The sequence below is a fragment of the Sediminibacterium sp. genome (assembly GCF_030695065.1).
Taxonomy (GTDB): domain Bacteria; phylum Bacteroidota; class Bacteroidia; order Chitinophagales; family Chitinophagaceae; genus Sediminibacterium.
In genome coordinates this window covers 640176-657101 of sequence record NZ_JAUYTR010000011.1, presented here as the reverse complement: position 1 = coordinate 657101, position 16926 = coordinate 640176, and the positions used below count along the sequence as shown (strand labels likewise).

Below are 16926 nucleotides of genomic sequence, written 5' to 3'. Positions count from 1 at the left end.
ATCGCTAATATTATTTTATGTCACATACAGCAGAGCATAACGAACATGCAGGTGGAGGTACAAAGGAAATTATCCGTATTACGGTAATTCTAACAGTACTTACAATTATTGAATTGATTATAGGGTTTTGGATGATAGGCATTCCTTTGTCTAGTGTTGGGGTTAGATTGGCACTTAAGGGAACCATCGTAATCTTAATGATGGCGAAAGCGTTTTATATTGTTGCCTACTTTATGCACTTAAAGCATGAGATGAAAAATTTGATCATGACCATTGTAGTTCCATTGGCCTTGTTCATATGGTTTATCATTGCATTTTTATATGATGGTAATTCATTCAAGAATTTACGTAACACGTACGACCCTTACTTTAAAGAGCAAAGCACTATTAAAGTAGAAAAAAAGGAGCACGGTGCAGCGGAAAAACATGAAGGTGCTAAAGAAGGTAAAAAAGCTAGTCACTAGTTTTATAGCTAAAACTAAATATATTTTTCTCCTAATTGAACCATCGCTGCATTGCGATGGTTTTTTATTAATACCGATATGAAAAAGAAATCGATACTTGGATTACTAGTGGCATTGGGAATCCCGATTACTTGTTATTTAATATTAAAAACAGCCAGTCAAACTGCAGTAGTAATGCCTAGGCATTATTTACTAGATACTGTTATTAATAAAGTGGAAAATGGAAAATCTACTACTGATACCATTTGGCATACCACCAAAAATATTAAGCTTAGAAATCAATTAGGCGATAGTGTTAGTTTATACGATCCACAGGGTAAAATTATTGTAGCAGATTTCTTTTTCACTAGCTGTAGGAGTATTTGCCCTAGGCTCACAAGAAATATGTCAACATTACAGCAATCTTTTAAGAAAGGAGGAAATGTTCGCAACAAGATAGACACTTCTATTGTTCAATTTATGTCGTTTACAGTAGATCCCGAAAACGATTCGGTTTCCGTATTAAAAAAATACGCAGACAGGTTTGGGGCAATTCACGATAATTGGTGGTTCTTAACTGGGAATAAAAAAGACATCTATCAATTTGCATTTGAAGAGTTGAAAGTAGACCAGTTTAGTGAAGAGCCTGTTAGCCCTGATTTTGTTCATACCAGTCGTTTCGTATTGATAGACCGATCATATAAAGTAAGGGGATACTACAACGGATTGGATAGTGCCGAAATGAAAAAATTGGCAAGAGATATTGGCTTGTTGATGTTAGAGAAAGATGTAAAGAAAAAAAGCACGGTCTTCAGACAAATATTAGATCTCAGCTGGCTCTGGTTAATCATTGTAACTGCAATTATTTTCTTTGTAGTTTACATGCAGGGTCGAAGAAAAATAAACGGGTAACTATAAAAAAGTAAAATAGATAAAATGCTTAAACCTAGTATTGCAAAAAATGATCGTTTAGCCAATTGGTTAATTGGAATATTTTCTATAGTAGTATTTATAGTAGTGGTAGTTCTTGGCAAATTTAAATTAGACGTAGAGCTAGGATTTGATGTACATATTTTTGCCACAATTAATGCATTTGTGAACGCTTCAATTGCGCTCGTATTGGTTGCAGCCCTAGTTGCTGTTAAAAAGAAAAATTATGAGCTGCATAAAAAATTCATGATAACAGCATTGGTTTTGTCAATACTTTTCTTACTGTCTTATATAGCACATCATTTATTAGCAGGGGAAGCCAAATATGGTGATTCCAACCATGATGGTATGGTAGACGAAGCCGAAAAATTGGCTGCAGGTGCCATGCGTATCGTGTATTTAGTTATTTTAATCACACATATTATATTGGCTGCCATCATTTTGCCATTCATTTTGTTTACTGCTTACCGCGGGTTAACTAGTGAGTTCCCTGCGCATAAAAAATTAGCTAGAATTACATGGCCGTTGTGGTTTTATGTTGCAGTTACTGGTCCAGTAGTTTACTTCATGATTAGTCCTTACTACAACTAAGCGGCTTCAATACCCTTACTACCAGTAGCGCAGTGGGGATGGGGATCGAGCCAGCTGCAGCTACTGATAAAATAAGGTATTACTGAATCGGGGGGAGTGCACTCAAGCTTTTTTGGTTAAGATAAGTAACTCGTTTGCTTGAACTTCGGTGGCATACCTTTTTACACCTTGCTTATCGGTGTAGTTTCGATTGATGAGCTTACCCTCTATCACCACTTCTGTTCCTTTAACCAGGTATTTCTCGGCAATTTCTGCCAGTTTACCCCATGCAACTACATTGTGCCATTGGGTTTCTGTTACTTTTTCACCCTTTGCATTTTTGTAGTTTTCATTAGTAGCAACACTTAAATGAGCTACTTTTTTGTCTTCGCCAATTGATTTTACTTCTGGGTCTTGTCCTAAGTTCCCAATTAATTGGACTTTGTTTTTAACTGCGTTCATAACGGTTCAGTTTTAAAAGTTGTAAATAAAAGCAGTGCGTACTGCCGTTAACAGTACAAATATGCTGAACCAATTTGCACGACTTACTTATATAAACATCTGTTGACGTATATAAACGTTTGCAAGCGTTTGTTGCTAATTGGCACCGTTAAAATGCGGGGGAATATTTGGTATTTCTACAGTATAAAAGAAATGTATTCTAAACTAATTTCAATTTGTTTGAACCCACAATGAATTTTATGGAAACCAATCCTAAGCAGTGTTTACACTGTGCCAAAAAAATTGCAGGAAGAACAGATAAGAAATTTTGTAACAGCCACTGCAGAAGTAGTTACCACAATCATTTTTATAGTGATAGAAGTAACTATATGAGAAGAGTGAATGGGTTGCTTTTAAGGAACAGAAAAATATTAGCTGATTTATTTGCACTGCAAAGAGGTGGAACAACTGTGCCATTAAGCGAACTATATGTAAAAGGATTTAGCCCATCTCATTTTACCCATCAACAACAAAAAGACAAGAATCAACTCTTCACTTATTGCTATGAATTTGGCTACCAAATAACCGAAAAAAATTGTATCAAGATTATTCAACAAACTAGTATCGAATAGTTACTTTGGCAACACCAGCATTTACCATGTCAATTTTTTTAGCCGCTTTTTTACTAAGGTCTATGATTCTTCCTTGAATAAATGGCCCTCTATCGTTTATCCTAACTTTTACTGATTGGCCATTGTTTAGATTGGTTACTTTCACTTTGGTTCCAAAAGGAAGTGTTTTGTGTGCTGCAGTTAATTTATTTTGCTTGAATTTTTCACCATTACTGGTTTTTCGTCCTATATATTTATCTGCATAAAACGAAGCCATACCTGTTTCACTTCCTTTTCTAAAGCAAGACATCCATCCTAAACTGAAAGCCAGTAATAGTAGAAATAAAAAAGGTTTTTTCATTCTATAAGAACGAAAAAACCTTTGAATTATTGGATAAGATACTATTAGGCAAATGGTGCTTTCACCACTTTTGCTTTTACTAGTGTATTTCTAATATCAATATAAATTTCAGCATCTATAGAAGAATGGGAAACAGCCACATAACCTAAACCAATCGCTTTATTTAATGATGGAGCCTGAGTGCCGCTAGTAACTTTTCCAATGGCATTGCCTGCAGCATCTTTAATTAAATAATCGTGGCGGGGTATTCCTCTTTCTAACATTTCAAATCCAACCAGTTTACGCTGAACACCAGCTGCTTTTAAAGCTTCTATAATTGGGCGTGCAGTAAAATCTTTAGTGAACTTAGTGATCCATCCAAGGCCACCTTCTAATGGAGAAGTGGTATCATCTATATCATTACCATATAAACAATAACCCATTTCTAATCTAAGGGTATCTCTTGCACCTAATCCAATTGGTTTTAAGCCTTGAGGCCCACCAATTTCAAAAATGGCATCCCAAATTTTATCGGCTGCACCATTACTGTCTTCAAAATAAATTTCAACACCGCCAGAACCAGTGTATCCTGTAGCGCTGATCAGCACATTTTCTACCCCTGCAAATGTTCCCTTTACAAAAGTGTAGTATTTCAAATTCATGATATCTAACTCGGTAAGGGGTTGTAAAATTTTTGTAGCATTAGGACCTTGTATGGCCAATAAACAAGTTTTGTCACTGATATTATGCATTTCTACTTGTTTTGTATTGAATTGGCTAATCCAATTCCAATCCTTTTCAATATTAGAAGCATTTACTACCAACATGTACGTTTTATTTGGCTCAACGCAGTAAACAATTAAATCGTCTACAATACCGCCAGTAGCATTGGGTAAACAACTATACTGTGCTTGACCGGCTACCAATTTTGACGCATCATTGGTAGTAACTCTTTGAATAAGGTCTAAAGCATTTTCTCCCTTCAAAATAAATTCACCCATATGACTTACATCAAAAACACCTGCATTTTTTCTTACAGCAGCATGCTCATCATTAATTCCAGTATAACTAATGGGCATATTGTAACCGGCAAATTCCGCCATTTTGGCTCCTAGGGCAATATGTTTTTGTGTAAATGGTGTATTTTTCATTGTGCAATTAATTAGGGTGCAAAAATAAGTGAATCAACATGAAACAGCCTTAAAAAGCAAGAACCCCATCCCAATTTAGAGACGAGGTTCTTTTTCCAACCTGTGCCAACCATCTTTATGATTGTAAATTCAGTAAGGAAAACCTTCCTAATTCTGAACCTAGCTCAATAATATCAGGCGATTCGGTCATTTTTGTTTTACCAACAGGGGTAGAAATATGTGGGTCAACTATTGCTACTTTTTGATAACGGTAGCGAGTAGTATCAACAGGCTTTTCTAACTCTTTCTTTAAATCCTCCGCTTCTTTCTGTTTACGCTCATATTCTTTGCGTAGTTCTTCTCTGCTTTTTTTATACTCTTCTATGGCGCTTTTTTCTGAGTCGCTGTCATTTTCTTCTTCATCGTTTATTTCCCTTGCCTTCTTTACTCTTTCTAATCCACCTTGAGTCATAATGTATTCCTGATTAGACATCCAGCTTTCGTATCCTTCATTATTCCACTCATCGTCCCAATCGTAGTCGTTGCGGCCAGAGTTAAAACTGATATGATTGAGTCTTCTTGAAACGTTATCATCAATTTCAATTTTCTTTCCAACAGGTACAAATATGGTAACGGTAACACCTTGGTTGCGGAACTTGGTTCCTTTGTTTAGCTTAAAGCCACGATCTAAATAGATAACACTGTCTTGTTGTGTAGCACCGTAGTTGATTTGTGTAATATTTCTTAAAGCTGCATTCTCATCAGAGCCATTGCTGAATTTTACATAGCTAATACGGTATAAAGAATCAGGGCTTTTTGCAATACGAACTCGAACATTATTTAATACCAAACTATCATCGTCCATTCTTAATAAGCCATCCATTCTAAACCACTTGCTTCTCACAACTCTAAAATTAGATTCAGCTACTTTTATGGTTAGTTTGCTACTGGCAGGTTGAACAATTTTAATGTCGCCTTTGTCTTTAGCGCCTGCATCAAAGTTTTGTGCAATAGATGCAACCAATAGGATTACACTAATCCAACCAAGGGTCCATAATCCGCCAAAAGTGAATCCTAAATATTTACTACCTGCAGTTGCTCCAATAATTCTACGAACCAACCAAGTAAGTAAACCAATTGCTGGAACAAATAAGAACAAAATTAATGTTGTCCAGGCAAGGAAGTTTTGCCAGAAACCTTCTAAGAAGAAACTCTTTAGCGGGAACACGCTTACACTACCTGCAATCATACCTAATAAAGCAACCAGTATAGTGAAAGCCAAAATGCCGGCTAAGAATAAAAAGAATGCTTTAAATAATATACCAATTGCATTGGCTAATTTATTTCCTCCTTTTTTAGAAACACTGCTTGCTTCCGAAGCAAATTGTTTACTCTTTTCGTTTACAGTTGAACTGAACTCCGAAGAAAATTCTTTTGCTTTTTCAGAGAATTCACCACCCCATTTTTCAGCACGGGCTTTAAATCCTTCTAAGTCTTCTTGAATGGTATGCTTAATGGTATTTAAGTCTACTTTTTCGCCTCTCATTTCTAATTTTTCCGAAGCACTTTTTGCTTCTGGAATAACTGCCCAAAGAACAGCATAGATTACAAATAAAGTGCCACCAAATGATCCAAAAATAAACCCTGGGAAAGGATTAAACTCAAACCAGAATAGTGAACTTACAAATGAAGAAATAATACCCACTACCAATGGAAGCGCAAAAATTAATCTTGGTATCCAAACGGCAATATCAAAATATGTGGCAATACCGCTGGCAACACCTGCAATTACTTTTTCTTCAGGATTTCTGTATAGCCTTCTATTACTGGTTACTTGATCCAATGGTTTAGACGGAAGTATGATCCATAATAGTAAATACAAAAGGAATCCAGAACCACCGCCAAAGAACAATACTAAAAATAGTAAACGAACAACTGTAGGGTCAATTCTAAAATATGCAGCAATACCACTACAAACACCACCTAACATTTTTTCGTTGGTATCTCTATAAAGTCTACCTCTAGATGCGCTGTTATCTGCATCTTGTGAAAAGTTAGATTGTTGTTGTTGATTGCCACCTAATTGAGATTGCATATTGGTTTCTTCACCTTCAAAATCTTCAGGTCTACCCATACTATTGATGATATTGTTAACATCTTCATCAGTAATACAAGTGCTTCCTTTTTTAAGGCTTTCTCCAAATAATTCTGCAATACGACCTTCTATATCGTTGATGATTTCATCTCTTCCTTCTTCATTAGCAAAGAAGCGGCGTAAGCTTTCAACGTATACTTTCAGTACGTCATAAGCTGATTCCTCAATAGGAATTACTCTGCCTTGGAAGTTTATATTAATTACCTTTTTCATGGTATGTTTATTTAGCTTGGTTAAGGTTGGTTTTGGTTGTTTTCGGTTTCTGGTGATGCTATTGGTTGGGTTAGCACTTGAACTGCATCCGCTAGTTCTTTCCAGGTTCTTTCGAGTTCACTGTAAAAAGCGAGGCCTTTATCAGTCATAACGAAATATTTGCGTGGGGGTCCGCTGTTGCTCTCTACCCAACGGTAGGTAAGCAATTCCGCATTTTTTAATCTGGTAAGCAGCGGGTACAAAGTACCTTCCAGAATATGAAGGTTGGCTGATTTCATCCGATCAACTAGATCACTGGGGTAAACTTCCCCCTGGCGAATGATTGAAAGGATACAAAACTCCAATACGCCCTTCCGCATCTGACTCTGTGTGTTTTGAATATCCATGGCCTAGATTTTTATTGGATTAATAAACAAGAATTGGTTTAACTGGAGCTATACGGCTGAAACGTTGAATTTTCCAAAGTTGGGCTACAGTAAATCTTTTCTTGGTTTTGGGTTCATTGTTCATGTTAGAAGCAATTGTCTCTTTTACCACTTGGGTTAAATTATTTAACTCTGTTTTGTTTAGTTGAACAAGTGGGTTGATGGTGGTGATTTTCATGATGATTATTTTTAGTTCGTTTGTTGTTTAATTACTTTGACAACACAAAGATGGGGTATTTTTTAGTACTATGCAACACATAGTACCAAGTATTTTTAGGTAATAGGCTGACTTTAGAATTAGGTTTTAAATAATTAATTGAAAATCAATTAGTTATGATTTTTCAGATTTTTAAGAAAGGGATAATCGGTTTTAAAAAAGGATAAATGGAGTTCGACTCCATTTACCCATATATAAATGTACTGGGTTCGAATTACTATAATATATAAGTCTGGATTTTCAAATAAAACTGGTCTAAAAAATATTCATCGTATTTTTACGATGAATAGATAATTATGCATAGCTTTGCTTTATCGTATAAAAACGATTAATTATGGCTTCTCCTAAATTAGATGAATTTATAAAAGCAGAACAAGAGTTGGCACAATTTGCTAAAGCCTTATCTCATCCAGCACGTATTGCTATATTAAAAGTATTGTCACAAAAGAATGAATGCGTATGTGGGGAGATTGTAGACTTATTACCATTGGCACAGTCTACTGTTTCGCAACACTTAAAAGAATTGAAAGATGCAGGATTAATTAAAGGAACCATTGAAGGACCAAGAAGCTGTTATTGTATTAATTGGAAAGCATTTGAAAAATTCAATGTCTCTTTTAATCAACTTTTTAATAAACTAAAAGTGCAACAACAATCTTGTTGCTAAATAATCTTAAAAACTAAAAATATATTTTATGCAAACAGATGAACAATTAAAACAAATCGTAAAAGAGAAATACGCAGAAATTGCTACACAATCTACTGCAGATAATAAAGCATCATGTTGTGGTGCAGGTGGATGCAGTACTGAAGTATACAATATCATGAGCGATGATTATACTACTATGGAAGGATATAATGCAGATGCCGACTTAGGATTGGGTTGTGGATTGCCTACGCAGTATGCACAAATTAAACAAGGGGATACTGTAGTAGATTTAGGAAGTGGAGCAGGCAATGATTGTTTTGTTGCAAGAGCTCATACAGGAGATAAAGGAAAAGTGATTGGAATAGATTTTACACCAGCTATGATTCAGAAAGCCAGAATGAATGCAGATACATTAGGGTTTAATAATGTAGAATTTCGTGAAGGCGATATTGAGCATATGCCTTTAGGTGGAAATACGGCTGATGTGGTGGTAAGTAATTGTGTGTTGAATTTGGTACCCAATAAAGATGGCGTTATAAAAGAAATATTCAGAGTGCTAAAACCAGGTGGACACTTTAGTATTTCCGACGTGGTATTGGTAGGTCAATTACCAGATGCACTAAGAAAAGATGCTGAAATGTATGCAGGATGTGTATCCGGTGCAATACAAAAAGAAGTGTACCTAGAATTGATTCGATTAAACAAGTTCGAAAATATCATCGTACAAAAAGAAAAGCCCATTATTATTCCCAATGATATTTTAAAAAATTATTTAACTGATGCTGAAATTGCAGCTTTTAATAATGGCGGGGCTGGTATATTTAGTGTAACTGTTTATGCTGAAAAGCCAAAAGGATTTGCCATTACTGAAAATACTGAAGTAAATAATACCGTTGCGGCAACTTGCTGCACTCCAGGAGGCGGTTGCTGTTAATACTAACATGTCATTAATTCTAGAAAATTCTAATTAGATAAAATAATTTTAAAATGGAACATTGCACACCAGCTGCAAATCGTAAAAAACTATCATTTCTAGATCAGTATTTAACGCTATGGATATTTTTAGCCATGATGATTGGTGTGGGATTAGGTTATTTTATACCCAGTGTCTCAATTAAAATTGAATCGCTCTCTAATGGAACAACCAATATACCACTAGCCATTGGATTGATACTGATGATGTATCCTCCTTTAGCAAAAGTGAATTACAGTAAAATTGGAGAAGTGTTTAGTAATATTAAAGTCTTAAGCCTTTCCTTAATATTGAATTGGGTTATTGGTCCTATTTTGATGTTTATTTTATCAATCATCTTTTTGAAAGATTATCCCGAATACATGATTGGATTAATCTTGATTGGATTAGCCAGATGTATTGCAATGGTGGTTGTATGGAATGATTTAGCAGAGGGCAATAGAGAGTATGCTGCAGGGCTGGTGGCTTTGAATAGTATTTTTCAAGTTTTCTTTTATAGTTTTTATGCATATTTATTCATTACTTTTTTACCACCGTATTTTGGCGTAAAGGGTTTGAATGTGAATATTACCATTGCTGAAATAGCTCAATCGGTTGGTATTTATTTAGGATTACCTTTTGCCGCTGGTATAATTAGTAGGTATATATTAATAAAATGGAAGGGATTAAATTGGTTTAATAATAAATACATTCCATTTATTTCGCCAATCACATTAATTGCCTTGTTGTTTACCATTGTCATTATGTTCAGTTTAAAAGGACAATTAATTCTAGAGATACCAATGGATGTTTTGCGAATTGCCATCCCCTTAGTTATTTATTTTATATTGATGTTTATCATTAGCTTTTTAATTGGTAAAAAACTAGGAGCAGATTATTCAAGAAATACTTCCATTGCATTCACTGCTACAGGGAATAATTTTGAATTGGCCATTGCTGTAGCAATTGGTGTATTCGGCATTAATAGCGGTCAGGCATTTGCAGGTGTTATTGGTCCGTTGGTAGAAGTACCTGCATTAATAGCTTTAGTTAATTTGGCTTTTTGGTTTAGAAATAATTTATACAAATGAAAAACCTACTTATTTTTTTTATTGTTAATCTTTTGGTTATGAATACTAATGCGCAACAACCTGTTTTATTTCCAAGCTTACAATCTTTTTTTGATGAAGCTCAATTAAACTTTAATCAAATTCCAGCGGAACGTAAAACTGCATTAAAAGAGATTAGCGATTATATCAGCCAAAAGAAAAAATTGCAAAAAGACATTGAACTCACTTTTATTTGTACACATAATTCTAGAAGAAGTCATATATCTCAAATAATGGCTCAAGCTGCTGCTGCTTATTTTGGTGTTGGAAATTTATATTGTTATTCTGGCGGTACCGAAGTAACCGCTTTTAATATCAATGCAGTAAAAGCATTAAGAGCTATTGGATTTGAAATAACTGCTACAAATAGTTTGTCAAACCCAGTTTATGAGGTCAAATTCGGCTCAACAACCCCAAAGCTGATTGCTTTTTCCAAAGTATATACCAGTATGCCCAATCCACAAAAGGAATATGGAGCAGTTTTAACTTGTTCTCAGGCCGACGCGTCTTGCCCTATTGTTCAAGGGTCAGATGGTAAATTTAAGCTGCCTTACGAAGATCCTAAATTGTCAGATGGAACACCACAACAAGACCAAGTATATAATGAAAGGTGTAAGCAAATTGGTCTTGAAATGTTGTACGTATTTAGTCAGGTAAAATAATTTCTTAAATTACGGTAAGCTCGTAAAATTCTTCAGGGTTTAAGTATTTTTTTGCGAGCTCATTTAATTCTTCGGCTCCAGTAGATTTTATCAGTTGCACACTATTGTAAAAATACTGCTCGTCTAAATTATTGAGTACGTAGTTTTTCCATCTGGCAATTAACTGAAAAGGCCCATCTAAGTCGCCCAATACAGTACCCAGCATATAGTTTTTAACTAAGCTTAGCTCGTCTTCATCTATGGGCTCATTCCTTAGTATTTCCATTTCTTTATATACTTCACTAATAGTAGCTTCACAAACATCCCTTCCCGCTTCTGTACTAATCATCCAAGCAGTTTCTCCCATATGATTTTGTATATAACTATGAATGCCATAAGTGTATCCCTTGTCTTCTCTTATATTACTCATTAGTCTAGAACCAAAAAATCCACCAAAAACATTATTCAATATTTGTGTTTTTTGGTAATCGGGATGGTGTTTGTTGGGGAATGGGCGAGCTATTCTAATAGCACCTTGCACACCATTAGCATCGTTGATGATTTGGTGTTTTTTTTCTTCTGACGATTGTAAATTGTATTGAATGTTCGGAATGGCCCTTTGTTGTAAAGGCAATGCGCCAAAATATTTATTTAATTGACTTTGTAAATCGGGAGGAATTTTACCCGCAGTAAAAATGGTACAATGTCCTTCTGCATAAAATCTCTTGAAAAATTTGATCAATTCGTTTCTGTTGAGTTGATCATAATCTAAGGTAGAAGTATACTTTCCATAGGGGTGATGAAATCCGTATACATATTCATCAATTAACCGATTGGCAATAAAGTCACATTTTTTAAGATTTACAGAAAGCTTTTGTTTTTGATTTTGTTGATAGGTAGTTAACTCCTCTTCTGGAAAAATAGAATCGGTTATTAATTCTGCAACCACTGGCAATAGCTCATTAATATGTTTACTTAAACAATGTAATGTAATAGAAGCAGTTTCATTGTAACATGTTCTATTTAAATAGGCGCCATAGAATTCAAAATGGTCATTTATTTGATAGGCAGTTTTAGTACTAGTGCCATTCTTTAATAAGAAATTTGTAGTGCCGGCAACTATATTTTTTTGCTCAAACCAGTTACCTGCTTTAAACACCCATTCTATCATGAGTACGTCTTGTGTGCCAGCATTCATACTGTATACAGGAATAGTATTGTCTAATTGGTATTGTTCGCATGTTCTGAGTTTTAAATCAAAACTTACCGCATCGGTTATAGTCGGTTGTATTTTTCTATTCAACATGTTCGTACTTCTTTATTTGGCCAGGTAGTGTAATGTGTTGCTATTGCTTTCTCTAAAAATTTGTTTACTGTAATCAACAATGTCTTGTGGATTAATTTCCTGGTATTTTTCTAATTCAGTGTTCATTAAAGATGCATCACCCATTAATTCATACATTGCCAAACTGCTGGCCCTGCTCATAATGCTCATGTCTTCAAATGCAATTACACTTTCTGTTTTATTTTTTACCTTGGTTAATTCAGCAATAGCAACTGGTTGTTCTTGTATTTGTGCAATTTGTTCTGAAATGGCTTGCTCTGCTTTATTAATGTCTACTCCTTTAACCAATTTGCCTTCTATAGTTAATAATCCTGCATCTAGACTGCCAAAATGATAGCAGTCCAAATTTGAAAATAATTTCTGTTCTTTAACCAATGACTGGTACAAACGAGAAGATGCCCCACCTCCTAAAATTTCAGTAATTAAATCTGCAGTATAATAACCTTTGTTTAAGCGAGCATCCATATGCCAGGTTTTTACAAAAGCATCCAAAGGAACTTCCGCTTCAATAGTTAATCTTCTGGCTTGATTTTGAACCGGCTCCTGTGGTAAACAACGAATGTATTTATCTCCCATTGGTATAGGTCCAAACCATTTTTGAGCAAGTTGTTTAATGTCTTCCGTTTTTACATTGCCTGCCACTACCAAAATTGCATTTACTGGACGATAATGTTTAAAGAAAAAATGTTTTACGTCATCAATATGTGCATTCTCTACATGGCTTAATTCTTTTCCAATGGTCATCCATTGATAAGGGTGAACCGTATATGCCAAATGGCGCATTTGTTTCCAAACATCACCATAGGGCTTATTAATATAATGTTCCCTGAATTCTTCACAAACCACTTTACGTTGTACCGATAAACTTTTCTCGCTAAATGCCAAGCTCAACATTCGATCGCTTTCTAGCCAAAATGCAGTTTCAATATTTTGTGCGGGTAGTTGGCAATAGTAATTGGTTAAATCGTTGGTGGTATATGCGTTATTGTCTCCACCAGCTCTTTGTAGTGGTTCGTCGTAGTCTGCAATGTTAATGCTGCCTCCAAACATTAAGTGCTCAAATAAATGGGCGAATCCGGTTTTTTCAGGATGCTCGTCTCTTGCCCCAACATCATATAAAACATTTACTACTGCCATAGGGGTTGCAGTGTCTTCGTGTACCAAAACGGTTAAGCCATTGTCTAAGGTAAAGCGGTTGTATTCAATCATAGTAATGCGTATCGGAGCGCAAAATAGTTCATCTTTACTTACCTACGAATGTCTTTAACATTCATGTTTAACATTAAAGGAAGATTATTTCTAAGTACCACCACTTTAATTTTTCCTAAAGAGTTCTGAAAGAGGTTCTTATAAGCCTGAATATTATTAGAAGCATTGTTTTCTATAGAAAAAATAATATCATCTGTTTTAAATCCCGCTTTGTCACCAGGTGAGCCTTCAATAATATCAATCACTTTTATTTGCCCATCCACTAAATAAATGCCTAATCCTGTATAGCTGTAATCGAAAGCATCACTAAAATGTTCATTGGGTTTAATATGGATACTCTGTTCGGGGTAGTTCAATGTAATATTAAATCTTCTCAATAAGTCGTTCCCAATTAACCCACCTAGAGTGGGGTAATTGGTAACATTAAAATCGTCTTCAAATATATGTACAGGCACTTTTTTGAACTTGTAGTTGCCAATTTTTACCGATTTCATCACAGCAATTTCCATTTTCTTTTTGCCTCCTAAGCCCTCTGCCTGTGTTGGATAATATTTTCTTTTGCTTTTAAATATGGAACTGTCATCTACATATTCTCTAGACAATAAAAAACAAAGACCTGCACCGGTATCAAAAATAAATCGGTTCAAAAAAGACTTGCTATCTTCTACATGAGCTTGTAACAAAGGCAACGTACTAAAATTAGGTTTAAGCAATTGTCCACCTCGGGGATATTTAAATCTACCCGGTGTATGTACTTCCATTATTTTTTTGTCGAAGTCTAAATGAACTATATACCTTCTTAAAAAACTATACCCTATAATCCCATCTATTCTAACCCCATAAACACTGGTAAGCAGTTCATAATTATTGATGTGAAAATCTAAGTTCTTTACCACTATACCCGTCATTTGTAAGGTATGATTGTAAGCAAATGAAACCCGCTTAACTCCGGCAATACCCCGAATAGTTTTATCGCTTAATGCAATAGGGATCTTCAATCTTTCTACTGTGCTTGAATCTAAAGAGATTCCCCCGCTACCCGTGTCTAGTACAAAATTGAGGGAGTCAGCAAATCCATCTAACTGTGCTTTTATAATGATGATACCACCGCTGAGTTGAAAAAATGGAATCTTTGTAATTAGTTTGGAGTCTGGAGGAACAAATTCTTCCTGAGCGCTAAGCTGTTGCAAGCAGAGTAGCGAAAATACCAATATGGCAAATACCCGTTTCATGCTATGTTAAGTTAATCGCTTTTTATGCAAAATGATGAATAATTATATAAGCGAGCTCTTTTGTTGATATCCTTTTGGGTGAACCATATCTATCCTAACTTTGTTGCTTATACAATTATGATGGAATTAGCCAATTTATACCAGAGAGCCCTCGATTTTGACTTTTTAAGTGTAGAAGAGGGAATGTACCTATTTGAGCAGGCACCTTTAGCCGATTTAATGCATATAGCAGATGAACTCCGTAAAAAGCAAGTGCCACATGGTAAAGTAACCTGGCAGATAGACCGCAATGTAAATACCACCAATGTTTGTATTGCCAATTGTAAGTTTTGTAATTTCTATAGAATACCTGGCCACGCAGAAGCATATATAACTGAAATGCCCGTTTACCGAAAGAAAATTGAGGAAACATTGAAATATGGCGGTGATCAGCTTTTGCTTCAAGGAGGTCACCATCCTAACTTAGGCCTCGATTTTTATACCACAACCTTTAGACAGTTAAAGCAAGAATATCCAACTATTAAGTTGCATGCGCTCGGTCCCCCTGAAGTAGCACATATTGCCAAGTTGGAAAAAATGAGCCATCATGATGTATTAAAAGCATTAAAAGAGTCTGGCTTAGATTCATTACCAGGGGCAGGGGCAGAGATATTGGTTGATCGGGTACGCCGCTTAATTTCGAAAGGCAAGTGCGGGGCAGATGAGTGGTTGGCCATTATGCACGAAGCACACAAACTCAATATTACTACAAGTGCAACCATGATGTTTGGACACGTAGAAACTTTGGAAGAGCGATTTATACATTTAGTTAGAATAAGAGAAGTGCAAGCAATGAAACCCACTGATGCCAATGGTTTCCTGGCATTTATTCCATGGACATTTCAAGATGTAGATACTTTGTTAACCAAAATAAGAGGGGTGCATAATTTAACTACACCAGATGAATACTTGAGAATGATAGCCATTAGTAGAATCATGCTTCCGAATGTTAAAAATATACAAGCCAGCTGGTTAACAGTGGGTAAAGAGACCGCCCAGCTTTGTTTACATGGGGGTGCCAACGATTTTGGTTCAATTATGATTGAAGAGAATGTAGTGAGTGCTGCTGGCGCTCCTCATCGGTTTACTTATAAAACCATACAGGAAGCAATTAAAGAGGCGGGCTTTGAACCTCAATTACGCAATCAGCAATATGGATGGAGGGAAATACCCGATACCATTGTAGAGCAAACCATTGATTATTAAATTGTAAACGAGCTGCTTTTTGATTTTATGAATCTGATTCTTACTAAATTAAAGTAACTTTAGCTTAGTAAACCCTCAATTGTTTCGAATCAGAAAAAGATGAACATATTCGAATCCGTAATTTGTCATGACTACACTGTAGTAAGAACTCATAGGGAGATTCTTGCAGTCAAAACCAATGGGGTACATATGGTTGGCTTGGCTTGGGTTTGCAACGTACTTACCTTAATTGGTATTGGTATTGTTTATTTGTTGCTAACCAATCAGAGTAGTGATGTATACGATGTGCTTGCATTCATTAGATATTGGGAGCTGGCTGGTAGGTTAGGAATTTTTATATTTTTTGCATTGGTTTATTTTATGAGCTTTGGTGCATACGGTGGTAAAGCCATTTTTTTAGATATTGTACGCCGCTTTAGTAAGCTAGAAGAAGAAGAAAAACACGCTGTAGCCAAAAGAGGCGGCCGATATTTTTATCTTTCTTTATTAAGTTGTTTAATTGTTTCTGGGGTGGTGGTTTATTTAATGAAATATGTTTATTAAAAGCTATGACGGTATTTGGAGCAATCATTTCGCACAATTATTTATGGTGTCAATATAGGCAAAGAGTAGTACTAGCGAAAACGCAAGGCCCCATGATGGTAGGCATAGTTTGGGTTGCCAATGTGCTCACCTTTTATGGTTACTATATTTATACTAATCTAGTTGCTTTTAAAGAAAAAGACCCTGAATACTTACATAGATTAATGTGGGAATGGCTCAATGCATTCAAATTGTCATTTGTAATAGGGGCATTACTCATTTTTTTATTGAGCTATTTTTTATACAGAATCAGGGGGGTGTATAATAATATTATTACAGAACTACTCAGCAAAGAGGAGGGGAAGCAAAAAAAGGTAGCCAAACTAGGCAAAAGCTATTTTTATGGGTCCTTACTGGTGTTAGTAATTTCCTACAGCGTATTAGCTTGGCTATTTGTAAAATGGGGTTTTTGGGCTGCGTTCAATTTAGACACCAATTAAGTATAATTAGCCCCTTTCATACCAATTTATAGGTATCCCACAGACTA

General features: G+C 35.5%; 20 protein-coding genes. 11 read left to right on the top strand and 9 right to left on the bottom strand.

Features of this window, described 5'->3' with window-relative positions:
* Nucleotides 1-17 precede the first annotated feature (17 nt).
* The 3 genes from Q8S25_RS06765 (at nucleotide 18) to Q8S25_RS06755 (ending at nucleotide 1964) form a co-directional block, all read left to right on the top strand.
* A complete protein-coding gene (locus Q8S25_RS06765) occupies nucleotides 18-464 on the top strand; it encodes a cytochrome C oxidase subunit IV family protein (protein WP_305536079.1) in 447 nt (148 codons plus the stop codon).
* A gap of 78 nt (nucleotides 465-542) precedes the next feature.
* Nucleotides 543-1355, top strand: coding sequence for an SCO family protein (locus tag Q8S25_RS06760; protein WP_305536077.1), 813 nt, complete (start codon nucleotides 543-545; stop codon nucleotides 1353-1355).
* A gap of 24 nt (nucleotides 1356-1379) precedes the next feature.
* Complete coding sequence (locus tag Q8S25_RS06755; protein WP_305536075.1) at nucleotides 1380-1964, top strand: DUF420 domain-containing protein; 585 nt, start codon at nucleotides 1380-1382, stop codon at nucleotides 1962-1964.
* A gap of 102 nt (nucleotides 1965-2066) precedes the next feature.
* On the opposite strand, the gene Q8S25_RS06750 is transcribed toward Q8S25_RS06755, so the two are convergent.
* Nucleotides 2067-2405: a single-stranded DNA-binding protein gene (locus tag Q8S25_RS06750; RefSeq protein ID WP_305536072.1), complete on the bottom strand. Its 339-nt coding sequence runs from the start codon at nucleotides 2403-2405 to the stop codon at nucleotides 2067-2069.
* Between the two features lie 239 nt (nucleotides 2406-2644).
* Between Q8S25_RS06750 and Q8S25_RS06745 the strand changes: the two genes are divergently transcribed.
* Nucleotides 2645-3016: a hypothetical protein gene (locus Q8S25_RS06745; protein ID WP_305536070.1), complete on the top strand. Its 372-nt coding sequence runs from the start codon at nucleotides 2645-2647 to the stop codon at nucleotides 3014-3016.
* Here the strand turns inward: Q8S25_RS06745 and Q8S25_RS06740 are convergent.
* The 5 genes from Q8S25_RS06740 to Q8S25_RS06720 form a co-directional block, all read right to left on the bottom strand.
* Nucleotides 3003-3356, bottom strand: a complete 354-nt coding sequence (locus tag Q8S25_RS06740; protein WP_305536068.1) for a septal ring lytic transglycosylase RlpA family protein — start codon at nucleotides 3354-3356, stop codon at nucleotides 3003-3005. The genes Q8S25_RS06745 and Q8S25_RS06740 overlap by 14 nt on opposite strands.
* 44 nt (nucleotides 3357-3400) lie before the next feature.
* Nucleotides 3401-4486 (bottom strand): glycine cleavage system aminomethyltransferase GcvT, encoded by a 1086-nt coding sequence (gene gcvT / locus Q8S25_RS06735; protein ID WP_305536066.1) that lies wholly within the window; start codon nucleotides 4484-4486, stop codon nucleotides 3401-3403.
* A 115-nt stretch (nucleotides 4487-4601) separates the two neighbouring features.
* The gene (locus Q8S25_RS06730) at nucleotides 4602-6833 is read right to left on the bottom strand and encodes a PspC domain-containing protein (RefSeq protein ID WP_305536064.1); all 2232 of its coding nucleotides are present in this window, start codon (nucleotides 6831-6833) and stop codon (nucleotides 4602-4604) included.
* A 20-nt stretch (nucleotides 6834-6853) separates the two neighbouring features.
* On the bottom strand, nucleotides 6854-7192 hold the full coding sequence (locus Q8S25_RS06725) for a PadR family transcriptional regulator (protein WP_305536122.1): 339 nt from the start codon (nucleotides 7190-7192) through the stop codon (nucleotides 6854-6856).
* 46 nt (nucleotides 7193-7238) lie between these two features.
* Entirely contained in the window at nucleotides 7239-7436 is a 198-nt protein-coding gene (locus Q8S25_RS06720; RefSeq protein WP_295233286.1) for a hypothetical protein, read from the bottom strand.
* 373 nt (nucleotides 7437-7809) lie between these two features.
* Here Q8S25_RS06720 and Q8S25_RS06715 point away from each other — a divergent pair, with 373 nt between their 5' ends.
* The 4 genes from Q8S25_RS06715 to Q8S25_RS06700 are packed head-to-tail and all read left to right on the top strand — an operon-like array spanning nucleotide 7810 to nucleotide 10847.
* Entirely contained in the window at nucleotides 7810-8142 is a 333-nt protein-coding gene (locus Q8S25_RS06715; RefSeq protein ID WP_305536061.1) for a helix-turn-helix transcriptional regulator, read from the top strand.
* Nucleotides 8143-8170: 28 nt separating this feature from the next.
* The gene (locus tag Q8S25_RS06710; protein WP_305536059.1) at nucleotides 8171-9058 is read left to right on the top strand and encodes an arsenite methyltransferase; all 888 of its coding nucleotides are present in this window, start codon (nucleotides 8171-8173) and stop codon (nucleotides 9056-9058) included.
* 53 nt (nucleotides 9059-9111) lie between these two features.
* The gene (gene arsB, locus Q8S25_RS06705; RefSeq protein ID WP_305536057.1) at nucleotides 9112-10167 is read left to right on the top strand and encodes an ACR3 family arsenite efflux transporter; all 1056 of its coding nucleotides are present in this window, start codon (nucleotides 9112-9114) and stop codon (nucleotides 10165-10167) included.
* Complete coding sequence (locus Q8S25_RS06700) at nucleotides 10164-10847, top strand: hypothetical protein (protein ID WP_305536055.1); 684 nt, start codon at nucleotides 10164-10166, stop codon at nucleotides 10845-10847. Before arsB ends, Q8S25_RS06700 begins: the two co-directional genes overlap by 4 nt.
* Before the next feature lie 4 nt (nucleotides 10848-10851).
* On the opposite strand, the gene Q8S25_RS06695 is transcribed toward Q8S25_RS06700, so the two are convergent.
* From Q8S25_RS06695 to Q8S25_RS06685, 3 genes are read right to left on the bottom strand one after another with little or no spacing between them, the layout of a single operon-like run.
* Nucleotides 10852-12132: a pitrilysin family protein gene (locus Q8S25_RS06695; RefSeq protein WP_305536053.1), complete on the bottom strand. Its 1281-nt coding sequence runs from the start codon at nucleotides 12130-12132 to the stop codon at nucleotides 10852-10854.
* Nucleotides 12133-12144: 12 nt separating this feature from the next.
* Nucleotides 12145-13380 carry a pitrilysin family protein gene (locus Q8S25_RS06690; protein ID WP_305536051.1) on the bottom strand — a complete coding sequence of 412 codons (1236 nt, stop codon included), beginning with the start codon at nucleotides 13378-13380 and terminating at the stop codon, nucleotides 12145-12147.
* Between the two features lie 38 nt (nucleotides 13381-13418).
* On the bottom strand, nucleotides 13419-14612 hold the full coding sequence (locus tag Q8S25_RS06685) for an aspartyl protease family protein (RefSeq protein WP_305536049.1): 1194 nt from the start codon (nucleotides 14610-14612) through the stop codon (nucleotides 13419-13421).
* A gap of 78 nt (nucleotides 14613-14690) precedes the next feature.
* On the opposite strand from Q8S25_RS06685, the gene mqnC reads away from it, so the two are divergent.
* The 3 genes from mqnC (at nucleotide 14691) to Q8S25_RS06670 (ending at nucleotide 16879) form a co-directional block, all read left to right on the top strand.
* The gene (gene mqnC / locus Q8S25_RS06680; RefSeq protein ID WP_305536047.1) at nucleotides 14691-15857 is read left to right on the top strand and encodes a cyclic dehypoxanthinyl futalosine synthase; all 1167 of its coding nucleotides are present in this window, start codon (nucleotides 14691-14693) and stop codon (nucleotides 15855-15857) included.
* 99 nt (nucleotides 15858-15956) lie between these two features.
* Nucleotides 15957-16400, top strand: coding sequence for a hypothetical protein (locus Q8S25_RS06675; protein WP_305536045.1), 444 nt, complete (start codon nucleotides 15957-15959; stop codon nucleotides 16398-16400).
* Nucleotides 16401-16405: 5 nt separating this feature from the next.
* Nucleotides 16406-16879 carry a hypothetical protein gene (locus tag Q8S25_RS06670; protein ID WP_305536043.1) on the top strand — a complete coding sequence of 158 codons (474 nt, stop codon included), beginning with the start codon at nucleotides 16406-16408 and terminating at the stop codon, nucleotides 16877-16879.
* The last annotated feature ends 47 nt before the right edge of the window (nucleotides 16880-16926 follow it).